This is a genomic window from Salinibacterium sp. ZJ70 (assembly GCF_011751865.2).
GTDB lineage: Bacteria > Actinomycetota > Actinomycetes > Actinomycetales > Microbacteriaceae > Homoserinibacter.
The window spans coordinates 1,649,011-1,662,685 of record NZ_CP061770.1; the positions used below are offsets into that span (position 1 = coordinate 1,649,011).

Annotated in this window: 10 protein-coding genes; 1 reads left to right on the top strand and 9 read right to left on the bottom strand. The window is 68.2% G+C overall.

The features are described from left to right. Positions 1-88: 88 nt before the first annotated feature. The 4 genes from HCR12_RS07825 to dusB form a co-directional block, all read right to left on the bottom strand. Positions 89-1,708, bottom strand: a complete 1,620-nt coding sequence (locus tag HCR12_RS07825) for an ABC transporter substrate-binding protein (RefSeq protein ID WP_191412387.1) — start codon at positions 1,706-1,708, stop codon at positions 89-91. A 225-nt stretch (positions 1,709-1,933) separates the two neighbouring features. After that, positions 1,934-3,823, bottom strand: coding sequence for a DNA primase (dnaG, locus tag HCR12_RS07830; RefSeq protein ID WP_166864929.1), 1,890 nt, complete (start codon positions 3,821-3,823; stop codon positions 1,934-1,936). A gap of 43 nt (positions 3,824-3,866) precedes the next feature. Beyond that, positions 3,867-5,114: a deoxyguanosinetriphosphate triphosphohydrolase gene (locus tag HCR12_RS07835; RefSeq protein ID WP_224763334.1), complete on the bottom strand. Its 1,248-nt coding sequence runs from the start codon at positions 5,112-5,114 to the stop codon at positions 3,867-3,869. Further along, complete coding sequence (gene dusB / locus HCR12_RS07840; RefSeq protein ID WP_224763335.1) at positions 5,107-6,267, bottom strand: tRNA dihydrouridine synthase DusB; 1,161 nt, start codon at positions 6,265-6,267, stop codon at positions 5,107-5,109. Before dusB ends, HCR12_RS07835 begins: the two co-directional genes overlap by 8 nt. A gap of 40 nt (positions 6,268-6,307) precedes the next feature. Here dusB and HCR12_RS07845 point away from each other — a divergent pair, with 40 nt between their 5' ends. After that, a complete protein-coding gene (locus HCR12_RS07845) occupies positions 6,308-6,790 on the top strand; it encodes an aminoacyl-tRNA deacylase (RefSeq protein WP_224763336.1) in 483 nt (160 codons plus the stop codon). Positions 6,791-6,880: 90 nt separating this feature from the next. On the opposite strand, the gene HCR12_RS07850 is transcribed toward HCR12_RS07845, so the two are convergent. The 5 genes from HCR12_RS07850 to HCR12_RS07870 form a co-directional block, all read right to left on the bottom strand. Then, positions 6,881-7,531, bottom strand: coding sequence for a DsbA family oxidoreductase (locus HCR12_RS07850; RefSeq protein WP_166864939.1), 651 nt, complete (start codon positions 7,529-7,531; stop codon positions 6,881-6,883). 97 nt (positions 7,532-7,628) lie between these two features. Further along, positions 7,629-9,032 carry a UDP-glucose dehydrogenase family protein gene (locus HCR12_RS07855; RefSeq protein ID WP_166864942.1) on the bottom strand — a complete coding sequence of 468 codons (1,404 nt, stop codon included), beginning with the start codon at positions 9,030-9,032 and terminating at the stop codon, positions 7,629-7,631. Between the two features lie 92 nt (positions 9,033-9,124). Next, the gene (locus HCR12_RS07860; protein ID WP_166864945.1) at positions 9,125-10,228 is read right to left on the bottom strand and encodes a right-handed parallel beta-helix repeat-containing protein; all 1,104 of its coding nucleotides are present in this window, start codon (positions 10,226-10,228) and stop codon (positions 9,125-9,127) included. Further along, positions 10,225-12,162 carry a right-handed parallel beta-helix repeat-containing protein gene (locus tag HCR12_RS07865; protein WP_166864948.1) on the bottom strand — a complete coding sequence of 646 codons (1,938 nt, stop codon included), beginning with the start codon at positions 12,160-12,162 and terminating at the stop codon, positions 10,225-10,227. The genes HCR12_RS07860 and HCR12_RS07865 overlap by 4 nt, the downstream gene beginning before the upstream one ends. Continuing rightward, positions 12,162-13,445: a glycosyltransferase gene (locus HCR12_RS07870; RefSeq protein WP_166864952.1), complete on the bottom strand. Its 1,284-nt coding sequence runs from the start codon at positions 13,443-13,445 to the stop codon at positions 12,162-12,164. The genes HCR12_RS07865 and HCR12_RS07870 overlap by 1 nt, the downstream gene beginning before the upstream one ends. Between the last annotated feature and the right edge of the window lie 230 nt (positions 13,446-13,675).

Sequence of the window (13,675 nt, forward strand, 5' to 3'; positions counted from 1 at the left end):
GGGCCTGTCTCTCAGCCGAGCGCGAGGCGGAACCGCTCACCGCGGTCCCACCTCGCACTGGGCCTCATCGGTGCGGGGTCGGATCCGGTCAGCGGGTGATCGGAGCGAAGCGGAGCTTGAACGAGGTGTCGAGGATGACGCCCTCCACATCGGTGCCGGTCACCGCGACCTGCGCACCCTGAAGCAGCGGCAGCGTCGACAGCTGCTGCGCGACGAGCTCCTGGATCTGCTCGATCATCCCCGTGCGCTTCGCGACATCCGGCTCGACCGCCTGGCTCAGGATGAGCTGCTCCACCTGCGCGTCCGAGAAGTGGTTGCCGAGGAAGTTGTCGGTGAGGAAGAACGGCGCCAGATAGTTGTCCGCATCCGAGTAATCGGGGAACCATCCGAGCTGGTACGCGGGGTACGCGTCGGCCGTCCGGTCCTTCGAATACTGCACCCACTCGGTGGACTGCAGATCCACCGCGAAGAGACCATCCGCTTCGAGCTGGTCCTTGATCATCGCGTACTCGTCTCCCGACGAGGGGCCGTAGTGATCGGGGCTGTACTGCAGACTCAGCGCGACCGGTGTCTCCACGCCGGCGGCCGTGAGGATCTCCGTCGCCTTCGCGACATCGGGACCGCCGTCGCCGTCGCCGTAGAGCCCCTTGAGCGACTGGGTCGCGCCCGCGAAGCCGTCCGGCACGTAGGAGTAGAGCGGCGTGTAGGTCTCCTTGTAGACCTGCTGCGAGATGGCGTCGCGGTCGACGAGCGACGCCATCGCCTGCCGCACGGCGAGAGCCTTCGCCGGGTCGGCCTCGGCGGTCGTGGCCCCGTAGGGCTGGGTGTCGAAGTTGAACACGATGTAGCGGATCTCACCGCCGGGGCCTTCGACCACGCTGACGTCGTCGCTGCCGCGCAGATCCTCGACGTCCGTCGCCGACAGGCTGCGGTGCGCGACATCGATCTGACCCTTCTCGACCTCGAGCTTGAGGTTGGAGGAATCGGCGTAGTAGTTGAGGATCACGCCGTCGTTGGCGGGCGCATCGAGCAGGCCCGTGTAGTCGGGGTTCGGCTCGAACTGCACCACATTGTTGAAGTCGTAGTCGGTGATGACGTACGCGCCGCCGAACGCGTTCGCCTCGACGATGTCGGCGTCGGGCGTGACCTCATCGGCCGAGAACACCTCCTCGTCGACGATCGCACCGGGGAAGCTCGTGAGGATGAACGGGAAGACCTGATCATTCTCGGTCTTGAGCGTGAACACCACCGTGGTGTCGTCCAGCGCTTCGACCTTCTCGAGGTTGTAGAGCAGGCTGGACGCCCCGTTGGGGTCGGCGATCGCGACATTGCGCTCGAAGGAGAACACCACATCGGATGCGGTGAGCTCGTTGCCGTTGGCCCAGGTGAGGCCCTCGGGGAGGGTGACCGTGTACTCGGTCGGCGAGGTGAACTCCGCTGTCTCAGCGAGGTCCGGAACGACCTCCGACGAGTTGTAGTCCGTCGTGACGAGGTACGGGAAGACCTGAATCTGAACCGCAAGCGAGCCGTTGTCGTACGAGCCGGCCGGGTCGAGCGTGGTGACCTTGTCCGTGGTGCCGACGACGATGAGATTGTCACCACCGCCAGCTCCGCCAGAGCCCGACGTGCACCCGGCGAGCACGAGGGCCGCACCGAGGGGAAGGGCTGCAGCTGCGAGAAGGCGTGACTTCCGGGAGACGGATGACATCATCCGGACCTCTTTTCTGCTCAGACTGGGGGGAATGCCGCAGCCCGACTGTCCGGGGGGCGACAGATGTTCAGGTCTAGCACAGCAGCCTTCGCGATTCTCAGGTATCCGAGACCGACGCGGATGATCGTCGATTCGGCGCGTCAGACGCAGCGAATCTGCGTCCTCGCCGAGCCGGACGCCCAGCAGCGTGACGCTACACGCGGCACATCGGCGCGGGGCGCGTCACTCCCCGCGCAGCTCCCGACGCTCGCTTTCGAGCGCGACCGACTGCCGACCGAGTTCGGCCTCGCGTTCGCGATCGCCGTCGGCGCGGGCGCGCTGCATCGCACCCAGCAGCTCGCTCTTGCGGCGCAGCAGGTCACGGTCGACGAGCGACGTCGCGACGCTGCGGCAGTACGCAGGAAGCTGCTCCTTGCGCTCGGGAAGCGGAGCGACGCCGAGCTGCATCACGAGCTTTCCGAAACCCGGAGGCACCTCCTCGGAGATCCGCTGGAGCCAGTTCTGCCCCGTCGCGTGATCGAGATTCGCGCGAACGGCATCCCGCACGATCGCGAGCGTCTGGTTCGCGAATCGCGCCTCGGTGGCCTTCGCGATAAGAGCCTGCCCCACCGACTGGGGATACTGCAGGATCGCCATGAGCGCATCGCGTTCCATACGCGTCACGGGATCTGTGGGCAGCTCGGTGAGGCTCGCCTCCTGCTGTGCAGGCGTCTGCTGAGCCTCGTCCGCCGAACGACGGGCGCCCGCCTCCTGCCGGGCGTCACCGCGCTCGGAGCGCTTCGCCGCGCTCGCCACCGCGCGCCCCACCTCGTCGGGGTTCATGCCGAGCCACCCCGCGAGGTTGCGCACGTAGCCGATCGACAGCGATCGATCGCGAATGCCGGCGACGACAGGGGCGGCCGCCCGCAGCGCCGCGACACGGCCCTCGACCGTCTCCAGGTCGTGGCCGGCGAGACGGCGTCGGATCATGAACTCGAACATCGGCTTGCGCGTGCGGATCAGCTCGCGCACCGCGCCGTCTCCTCGCGCCAGGCGCAGGTCGCACGGGTCGAGGTTGTCGGGCGCGACCGCCACGAAGGTCTGCGCGGCGAACCGCTGCTCCTCCGCGAAGGCGCGGCTCGCTGCCCGCTGGCCCGCCTCATCCGGGTCGAACGTGAAGACGACCTCGCCCGTCGAGGTCGAATCGGCGTTGTCGACGTCTCCCAGCACCCGCCGGACCACCTTGATGTGGTCGACGCCGAACGCCGTGCCGCACGTCGCGACAGCCGTGGTGATGCCCGCGAGGTGGCATGCCATGACGTCGGTGTAGCCCTCGACGATCACGACCTGCTTGGTCTTGGCGATGTCGCGGCGCGCGAGATCAAGCCCGTAGAGCACCTGCGACTTGTGGAAGACGAGCGTCTCGGGAGTGTTGAGGTACTTGGGGCCCTGGTCGTCGTCGAACAGCTTGCGGGCGCCGAAGCCGACCGTCTGACCGGTGACGTCGCGGATCGGCCAGATCACGCGTCCGCGGAACCGGTCGTAGGAGTTGCCGCGCTCCCCCGTCGACAGCAGGCCCGCGGCGATGAGCTCATCTTGCGTGAACCCCTGCTTCATGAGCGCGTTCTTCAGGGCGTCGAACGACTTCGGCGCGAAGCCGACGCCGAAGCGATCAGCGGCCGCCTGATCGAAGCCTCGCCCGCCGAGGAAATCACGGCCAGGCTGCGCTGCCGGCTCCGCGAGCTGCGCGCGGAAGAACTGCTCTGCTGCTGCGTTCGCGGCAAGCAGGCGCGCGCGGTTGCCATGATCGGCCGCGGGGCCAGAGCCATCTTCGTAGTGCAGCTCGATGCCGACCCGCGCCGCCATGCGCTCGACGGCCTCCTGGAAGCTGACGTGATCCATCTTCTGCAGGAAGGTGAAGACGTCGCCGCCCTCACCGCATCCGAAGCAGTGGTAGAAGCCCACCTGCGGGCGCACATGGAAGCTCGGGCTGCGCTCCTCGTGGAACGGGCAGAGACCCTTGAGCGAGCCGACGCCGGCGGACTTCAGCGTGACGTAGTCGCCCACGATGTCGGCGATGTTGACCCTCGACCGGACCTCGTCGATGTCACTGCGACGAATGAGACCGGCCATGCCCTGATTCTAGTGAGCCAGAGAGACGCGCCGCCCGCTCAGTTCACGGCACCAGGCGCTCGTGCCAGGTGTTCGCCGACGGATCGGTGAGCGAGGCCACCTGGTCGACGATGACCCGCTTGCGCGCGGCGTCGTCGGCGGCCTCCGCGAAGTCGGCAGCGAACCCGATCTCCAGCTGCGAAGGATCCGCCCACAGGGCATCCGCGAGCTCGGTGAGCACCTCGCGCTGGCGCGCGTAGATCGGCTTGCGGGAGTTCGTCGACATGACGTTCGCGGCGACGATGCCCTTGAGCACTGCGATCTCCGCCTGCGTGTCGACGGGCACCACGACATCCGCGCTGAACCGCGCGAGCGAGCGCTGCGGGTAGGCCTCGCGCGTCGCGCGGACCGCATCGCCGGCGAAGCGGCCGATCAGCTGCGAGGTGAGGTTCTTGAGACGCGCGTGATCGCGACGCGAGCCGTCCCACGAGTCGACCCACGCGTCGAGGCTGTCGAGGCGGTCGAACGCCGCGATGAGGGTGTCGTGGTCATGTTCGCCGCCGATCCACGCGAACATGCTCTCGACGAGCTCGTCGTGGTCGGCGCGCGCGGACAGCGCGCGCACGTCGAGGTAGCCCGTGATGATCGCATCCTCGAAATCGTGCACCGAGTAGCCGATGTCGTCAGCGAGGTCCATCGCCTGGGCCTCGATGCAGCGCACCCGCTCGGGTGCGCCCGCACGCAGCCAGGTGAACACGGGAGTGTCATCCGAGTAGAAGCCGAACTTGCTGCGCCCCGACGGATCGGGGATGCCCTGCGCTTCGGGCCACGGATACTTGCAGCTCGCGTCGAGGCTCGCGCGCGTGAGGTTGAGGCCGTAGGCGCGATCGTCGGGACCGAAGACCTTCGGCTCGAGCCGGGTGAGCAGGCGCAGCGTCTGCGCGTTGCCTTCGAAGCCGCCGATGTCGCGCGACCAGTCATTGAGCGCGCGCTCGCCGTTGTGCCCGTACGGCGGATGCCCGAGGTCGTGCGCGAGGCACGCCGTGTCGACGACATCCGGATCGAGCCCGAGGTTGACCGCGAGCTCACGGCCCACCTGCGCGACCTCGAGCGAGTGGGTGAGGCGGTTGCGGGCGAAATCGAAGCCTGCCGTGGGCGAGAGCACCTGCGTCTTGACCGCGAGGCGTCGCAGGGCACTCGAGTGCAGCACGCGAGCGCGATCGCGCGCGTAGTCGCTGCGGCGCGTCGAATGCTCCTCGGGGAGCATCCGCTCGGCGTCCGCCTCGCTGTAGCCAGGCGTCCGCTCAGCCACCCGTGGTGTCCGCTTCGCCCTCGGTGAGCTGCGCGCGATGCGTCTCCTGCAGCTCACGGGAATCCAGCCACTTATCCGGCAGGGCGGTGCGCTTGGGGCGCCCCGCGCGACCCCGCTGGCCCTCGGCGTCCTCGCCGGGATACGGGAGCGAGCCATCGAGTGTGCCGATCAGGTCGTCGATCTCGGCGAGGCTCGAGACGCGCGCGAGACCCGAACGCACCTCGCCGCCCACCGGGTAGCCCTTGAAGTACCAGGCGACGTGCTTGCGGATGTCGCGGCAGGCGCGGTCCTCCTCGCCGTCGTAGAAGTCGATGAGCAGCTCCGCGTGGCGACGGAACGCCTGCGCGACCTCGCCGAGGGTGGGCTCGGCCTTGAGCTCCTGACCCATGAACGCGGCGGCGAGATCGCCGAAGAGCCACGGGCGACCGAGGCAGCCGCGGCCCACGACGACGCCGTCGCATCCCGACTCCGCGACCATCCGCAGCGCATCCTGCGCGCTCCAGATGTCGCCGTTGCCGAGGATCGGCACGCTCGTGATGGTCTCCTTGAGCGTCGCGATGGCCGACCAGTCGGCGGTGCCGGAATAGAACTCGGAGGCCGTGCGGGCGTGCAGCGCGATCGCCGACACCCCCGCGCCTTCGGCGATGCGACCCGCCTCGAGGTAGGTGAGGTGCTCCGAGTCGATGCCCTTGCGCATCTTGATCGTGAGCGGGCGGTCGCCTGCGGCCTTCACCGCACCTTCGACGATCGCGCGGAACAGGTCGAGCTTCCACGGGAGGGCGGCGCCGCCGCCCTTGCGAGTGACCTTGGGAACGGGGCAGCCGAAGTTGAGGTCGATGTGATCCGCGCGGTCCTCGGCGACGAGCATCGTGACGGCCTCGGAGACCGTCTTCGGGTCGACCCCGTAGAGCTGGATCGAGCGCGGAACCTCGCTGGGATGGTGGCGGATGAGGCGCATCGACTCGGGGGTGCGTTCGACGAGCGCACGGCTCGTGATCATCTCGGAGACGTAGAGCCCCGCGCCGTACTCGCGGCACAGCCGCCGGAATGCCGTGTTGGTGATCCCGGCCATGGGCGCGAGGACGACCGGCACGTCGAGAGCGAGCGGACCGATCGAGAGCGCGGGTACGGGAGGCGCGGTTAGGGTGGACATCCCCTCGATTCTTCCAGATCGAGCCGAGAGGAGCCCGGACGTGGAGTCAGGACGCGATCGCGTCGCCGCGGACGCCGCCGCGCGCGGCATCGATGTGGAGTTCGTGGAGCGCTCGCGCCCCGTCTCGTCGCTCGAGGAGGCGGCCGAGGTGCTCGGCATCACGCCCGCGGACATCGTGAAGTCGCTCGTCGTCAAGCGCAGCGACGGCACGTTCCTCTTCGCCGAGATCCCCGGCGACCGCGTCATCTCGTGGCCGAAGCTGCGTGCCCTCGTGGGCGTCAACAAGCTGCAGCTTCCGGATCCCGCGGTGGCACTCGAGGCGACCGGCTACGAGCGCGGCACGATCACGCCGCTCGGCTCGACGCATCCGTGGCCCGTGTACGTGGACGAGCGGATCGCGCACCGTCGCGTGTCGATGGGCGCGGGAGAGCGCGGCACGTCGCTGTTCGTCGATGCGGACGCGCTCATCGCCGGGCTCGAGGCGACGGTGGCGGATATCAGCGAGCCTGCTCCGGAACGCTGACATCGGCCGACGCTGCGTCGAGTCCGGGAACCGCGCACACGTCGCCCTCGCACGCGGTGGCGTTCGGGTCGCCGAGCGGGATGAGCCCGCTCATCCTTCGGCCCGCCCCGCGGCGACCTCGGTGAGGATCTGGGCGAACGTCGCCGAGTCCTGTGCGCCCGAGACGCCGTACTTGCGGTCGATGACGAAGAACGGCACGCCCTGGATGCCGAAGTCGCGGGCGACCTTCTGGTCCTCGTGCACATCGGCGAGGTGCTCGTCGCTCTCGAGCGAGCGCACGACCTCGTCCCGGTCGAGTCCGATCTCGGCGGCGAGATCCGCGAGATCCTGAACACGGCCCACGTGGCGTCCCTCTTCGAAGTACGCCTTCAGCAGGCGCTCCTTCATCTCGAGCTGGAGCCCACGGAGCTTCGCGAAGTGCAGCAGCTGGTGCGCCTTGACGGTGTTGGTGTGCTGCAGCGCGTCGAAGTCGTAGTTCAGCCCGACGGTCGCGGCGATGCCGGTGACGCGGTCGAGCATGTCGTTCACACGCTCGGCGGGGATGCCCTTGTGCTGAGCGAGGAAGTCGACTTCCGAGCCCTCGAAGTCGACGGGAGTGTCGGGCGAGAGCTCGAACGAGTGGTACTCGATCTTCACGTCGACTCCGGACTGCTCGACGGCCGTCTCGAACTTGCGCTTTCCGATGTAGCACCAGGGGCAGGCGATGTCGGACCAGATGTCGATCTTGATGGGTTCGCTCACGTGAGGAGTCAACCAGCAACTCGCGCGACGTATTCCCAGGTGTCTGCCGGAGCCGGAGCCCCCGATCGGCCCACGGCCCCGGCAGAACTCTTCGGCATCAGGCGACGGAGTCTTCCAGGTTCTCCCGGTGAGACATCCCCATCCCGACCGCAGGCCGGCCGAGTGCCCGGTAGTCCCAGCCGGCTGCCTGATAGCGGGACGCGTCGAGCACATTGCGCGCGTCGAGGATCCGACGGCTCGCGACGAGCGCGCCCATATCGGCGGGGTCGGCGAACCGGAACTCATCCCACTCCGTGAGAAGGGCCACGACATCGGCACCCGTGACGGCTTCCGCGAACGACGACACGTAGTCGAGATCCGGGTAGACGCGGTGCGCATTCGCCGTCGCCTCGGGGTCGTAGACGACGACCTCGGCTCCTTCGAGATAGAGCAGCCGGGCGACGTCGAGAGCCGGGGCGTCGCGCACATCGTCGGAATTGGGCTTGAACGCCGCACCGAGCGCTGCCACGCGGCACCCAGCGAGGTCACCGCCCGCGAGCTCGCGGATCACGTCGACGGCACGCACCCGGCGGCGCAGGTTGATCTGGTCGATCTCGTCGAGGAAGCGCACCGCCTGCCCCGCACCCAGCTCCTCCGCCCGCGCTCGGAAGGCACGGATGTCCTTCGGCAGGCATCCGCCGCCGAACCCGAGTCCGGGCTTCAGGAAGCGGGATCCGATGCGGTCATCGAGTCCGAGCGCGCACGCGAGCGTCGTGACATCCGCGCCCACGGTCTCGCACACCTCGGCCATCGCGTTGATGAACGAGATCTTGGTGGCGAGGAACGAGTTCGCGGCGACCTTCACGAGCTCCGCCGTCGCCATGTCGGCGACGACGAGCGGCGTGCCCGTGTCGAGGATCGGCGCATATACCTGACGCAGCATATGCTCGGCCCACGGGGTCTCCACCCCGAACACAAGTCGGTCCGGGTTGAGGGTGTCCTCGACCGCGAAGCCCTCGCGAAGGAACTCGGGGTTCCACGCGAGTTCGACCTCGTCACCCGCCGGCGAGAGCTCGCGCACGAGCCCGGCGAGGCGGCTGGCCGTGCCGACAGGCACGGTCGATTTGCCGACGATGAGCGCGCGACGATCGATGCGCGCCGCGAGTCCGGTCGCCGCCGCATCGACGAAGCGCATGTCGGCGCGGTTCGAGCCCGTCTGCTGCGGCGTGCCGACGCAGATGAAGTGGACATCCCCGAACGCGGCGACCGCATCGAGGTCGGTCGTGAATCTCAGCCGGCCAGACGCGAGCGCCGCCTCGAGCTGCTCCGGAAGCCCGGGCTCGAAGAACGGAACGCGCCCGGCCGAGAGGGACGCGATCTTGTCGGGGTCGACATCGAAGCCGAGCACCTCGAATCCGAGTGCGGCCATACAGACGGCATGGGTGGCGCCGAGGTACCCCGTCCCGATCACAGTGATCCGGGGTGCTTCGGAGGTGGAGCCTTGCTGATCCTGGTACGACACCGGGAACCTCCAGAGTGTGCGTTGATGGTGGGGGGATGGTGCGGTTTCTTCTGGTGCAGCGGGACGCGTGATCGGGAGCGCGCCCTGCCTCCTCAGCCTCGACAGCTCACATTGCTGAACCCTTCGCCGGCGTCGGAGACCTGGTTGTCGCACGCGACGACGTTGTCGTTGACCGGCGTGAGAGAGAACCCGAATCCGGGTCCGCCCACGACGGCGATGTTCGACCGGAACGTGTTTCCGGTCCCCCATCCGCCGTCGCCGATCTCATGCGTCTGGAAGCCATCGAGAGGCGAGTTCTCGCCCGTGTTGCCCTCGATGATCCAGTCGTTTCCCTTCACATCCACCCAGCTGTCGGCTGCGACGATGCGGGAGCCGTCGAATGTGTTGCCGCGGATGACACCCCCTGTCGTGCCCTCCTTGACGTCGATCGCCTCAGAGGTCGTGCCGTGGATGTAGTTGCCTTCGACGAGATTGCGATCCGAGCGATCCGGCTCGCAGTCGGTGATCGTGCACCAGTTGCTGTCGGCTGAGCCGATGTAGACCCCTTCGCCGAACTTCTCGCGGCGCAGACCCGTGTCGCTGATGTCGTTGCCCACGACCCGGTTGTCGGTGGAGTGTCCGCGGAGGTGGATCGCCTCGTCGCCGATGCTGAACACGGTGAGGCCCTGGATCGTGGAGCCGACAGTGCCATCCGCCATCACGCCCTTCTGCCCGTTGGTGACGGTGAAGCCCGCCAGGTGCCAGTACTGCGCCCCATCGAGGTGGAAGACATACCCGCCTTTCACTCCCCCGCCGTCGAGCACGGCTTCCCTGGGGCCGCACAGCGTGACGAGTTCGTCGGACGTGCCGGAGGTCGAGGCGACGAACTCGCCTTCGTACACTCCCGGCTGCATCACGATGACATCTCCGGGCGCTGCGGAGGCGAGCGCGGATGCGAGCTCGTCGGCGCCCGACACTGTCTGAGTGGCGTCCGGACAGCCCTCGACATCGACCGCCGACTCGGGCGCGTCCGCTTGCTGGGTCGCGGTCGGACTCGGCGTGTCGGTGCGCCCGGGAATGCTGGTGGGAGCGCTCTGCGGGTTCGCGGGCGAGGCGAGCAGCGCGGCGCCTGTCCAGATGAGCGCCACGAACACACCTCCCGCGACGAACGAGAGCGCCGCGAGAAGCCACGGACGGGCGAGAAGCTCGGCGATCATGCCGCCCGCCCCGATTCTGCGGTCGAGACCTGCTGCACTGTCGACACCGGCTCGCTCGACGTGATCTCCGCCGTCGACGCGCTCGTCGGCTCCAGAGGCGTCACGGGCTCACGACCGTAGTCGCGCGGATCCGCGATCCCTGCGGTGAGCGACGACAGCGGCGCATGCGAGCTGTAGGGGTGGGTCAGCGCCCGCCGCGGCTCACGTCGACGCAGCCCCGTGACGGCGGTGACCACGACGATCAGTCCGAGAACGATCCACACGAGCGTGAGCGGCTGGAAGATGCCGCGCAGGATGACATCGAGCGGCTTGGTGCCCTGCCACGCCGTGATGTCGTTGCCCCGGATGACGGCATCGGACTCCGAACGAGCAGCATCGATCGCACTCGGGCCGCGCCCGGAGACTGTGTTGTTGCTGATCGTGACGGTTGCGAGATCCCGGATGATCGTCACTCCGTGGTTGCTGACATCGGTCACCGTGTTCCGGTCGATCGTTCCTGTGGCGTCGCGCAGGTAGATGCCGATCTCGCCTCCCGCGATGGAGTTCCCCTGCACGAGAGCGTCGCGGACGCCGTCGCGAAGCGCGATTCCCTGCTCCGCCGAGTTCTCCACGATGTTGTCGGTGATCGTGACGCCTTCGACGACGTCCGCAACGACGATGCCCATCGTGTGACCGTCCACCGTGTTGCCGTCGAGCACGAGATGTCGGCCCCCCACGGCCTCGATCCCGTAGCGACCGTTGCCGCGGACGAGGGAATCGTTCACGGCGTTGTTGCCGTAGCTGCCGATCGGGGTGCCTGTGGCACTGGGGCCGCCCGCGAGCGGTCCCCCTTCGAGGGTGACGCCGTTGCGTCCGTTCGCCTCTGCCGTCAGTCGATCGACGATGACCCCCGTCGTGGCGCGCGCGAGTCGCAGACCGTCGACCCCGTTGCCGGAGGCGGTGCTGTTGTGCACCACGGTGTCCGTCACCCCGCGATGCAGCACAAGGCCATCCACGAGGTTGTCGGCGAAAGTGGAGTCGCGGATGTCGACGCCGGCCGCGCTCGTGATGAACATCCCGAACGCATTCGCTCGGCTCTCGACATCGTCGATGTCGGCGGACACGAAGCTGTAGGCCCCGAGGTTCGGCGCGAGGTTGAGGGCCTCGGCCCCGCCCACGGGGAGGAGCTCCTGGCCGTAGACGGACGGCGCGGCGGGTTCAGCCGCCGCTGACTCGTCCCCGTCCTCGCTGAAGGTCTCAGGCGGCGCCGTTCCGGTCAGGGCGATGCCGCCTGTCGCGCCGGACCAGAATCCCAGGTCGTGGAAGCGCGCGTGGGAGATGGTCGCGTGGCCGCCTGTCACCCTCAGATAAGCCCGTCCGTCGGAGGTCTCCACATCGGGGGCGTTCGCGCCCGGGTCCCACCCGGACACCTCGACGGGCCGGTCGGCGGTGCCGATGATCTCAAGCCCGCCCCCGATGGTGACGATCGACACGAAAGCGGAGGGGGAGCTCGCCAGCCGCAGCACGAGTCCGTCCTCCGAGGACAGGTTCAGGGTGGCCCCCTGCTCGACGACGATGTTCTCGCTGAGCAGGTAGGAGCCATCCGGCTGACGCACGAAGGTGCTGGGCGCGTACTCGAGCAGGTCGCCGAGCGTGTAGGGCGCGTCGCGCCGGATGAGGACGAGGGTGTACGTGCTGCCGGTCACGAGCCGATAGGGACGCCCCTGATTCGCGTTCGTCCACCCCGCTGCATTCGAGATCGACCGGACGTCGATGAGACGCCGGTCCTCGGCGGCCACGAGCAGCGACTCGAGAGCGGGATCCCCGGGATACGGCTCCCCCACGACGGGCACGTTCTCGGCCGGTTCGGCCGAGTGCGCCGCCTGGGGAAGCACGAGCGCTGCCGCGACGCCGGCGACGACAGCCGCACGCAGCACGATCCAACGGCGCGACATCATGCCACCTCGGCGACGAGGGTGCGGGCGGTCTGCCCGTCCCCCCCGACGCGATCGGCGTGCCGTGTGAGCCATCCCTGCTTGTTCATGGTGACGAACGCGTAGGCCTTGAGCGGAAGCGCGATCAGGATGACCGTGAGGGTGACGACCGGCAGGATGACGATGTCGAGCGGTCGTCGCCGCAGATGCGAGATGCCTCGGATCCCGCGCCCGATGAAGAGCCACGCCACGACGGCCCAGATTCCGACCGTCGTGAGCTCCAGCCGACTGAAGATGATGTATCCGACCGTGAGACCCATCGTGACGGGGGTGAGCAGGATCTGGAGAACGGTGATCTTGGTCACGAACGGCACCCGCCACAGCCAGCCCTTGGCGATCGCCGTGAGGTAGGTGCGGTACGAGTTCCGGCTCCAGCGCACACGCTGCTTCACGAAGGCGCGGAAGCCCGACGGGAACATCGACAGGGCCCGCGCGGAGCGCTGGTGCACCGTCTGGTAGCCGGAGGCGAGCACGAGCCACGTGAGGCGACCGTCATCGCCGGAGATGCACCGTCGACCGAGGAAGAACTCGTTCTCGAGGTTGTCGAGCACCGGCAGCACCGCGTCACGCCGGTAGACGGCCGTGCGACCGGAGATGCAGGCCACGGCGCCTTTGCTGCCCATCGCGGGCACGTAGTCGTAGTAGCGCAGGTCGACGAGCCAGTCGGCAACCATGCGCCAGATGCTCGTGTGCCGCTGGTACACGTTCTGCTGTGTGCTCACCCCGCCGACGCGGGGGTCCGCGAACGGCATCTGGACGTTCTCGAGCAGCCCGGGGGTCCATGAGGTGTCCGAGTCGGTGAGCACGAGGATCTCACTCGTCGCAAGCCGGATGCCCGCCCCGAGCGCCGAGCGCTTGCCCGCGTGGTGGAAGAGGATCGGCCGGATTCGGTCGTCGCCGAGCGCCACGATCCGGTCGTACGCGTCGAGGTCGGCGACGTCGAGCACGATGATGATCTCCGTCGGATTCTGCTCGCGCCACGTCTCCAGGCATCGCATGAGGATGTCCGGATCCTCATGGAAGGACGGCACCACGACCGAGGTCGTGGTCTGGAACTCGCTCACGATGGCCGTCGTTCGCGCCGAGAGGATCACGCGGTACAGCCAGAGCGCCCACACGATCGTGCCCGCGATCGCGAGCGGGAAGTACGGAGCGAGCGTGGCGACGAGGTCGCCCAGATACGACCAGCTGAACTGGATCTCATCGGTCCAGGCGGCGGGTGCGGAGACGGGGAGATGGAGCATCGGAACTCCTCGGGGGGAAGGGGTGTCGGTTGACCGTCAACCGACATCGCGGCCGCGCAGGTTCACGCGGATCCGAGGAGGGGTCTTCGTCGACCGCTGGCGAGGTGTTGCCGGCTCCGCGATTTCGGTGTGCGGAGGCGAGAACGCCATCGGCTGATCGTGCGACTGTGTCACCCGGACGTTCGCACGTCAACGCATTTCGACCCCGTCACGACCGAACGTCACGCGCT

Excerpts from the sequence above, each read along its gene's own strand:
- HCR12_RS07825 (WP_191412387.1), bottom strand. The coding sequence starts at position 1,708 with ATGTCATCCGTCTCCCGGAAGTCACGCCTTCTCGCAGCTGCAGCCCTT.
- dnaG (WP_166864929.1), bottom strand. The coding sequence starts at position 3,823 with ATGGCCGGTCTCATTCGTCGCAGTGACATCGACGAGGTCCGGTCGAGG.
- dusB (WP_224763335.1), bottom strand. The coding sequence starts at position 6,267 with ATGTCCACCCTAACCGCGCCTCCCGTACCCGCGCTCTCGATCGGTCCG.
- HCR12_RS07860 (WP_166864945.1), bottom strand. The coding sequence starts at position 10,228 with ATGATCGCCGAGCTTCTCGCCCGTCCGTGGCTTCTCGCGGCGCTCTCG.
- HCR12_RS07865 (WP_166864948.1), bottom strand. The coding sequence starts at position 12,162 with ATGTCGCGCCGTTGGATCGTGCTGCGTGCGGCTGTCGTCGCCGGCGTC.
- HCR12_RS07870 (WP_166864952.1), bottom strand. The coding sequence starts at position 13,445 with ATGCTCCATCTCCCCGTCTCCGCACCCGCCGCCTGGACCGATGAGATC.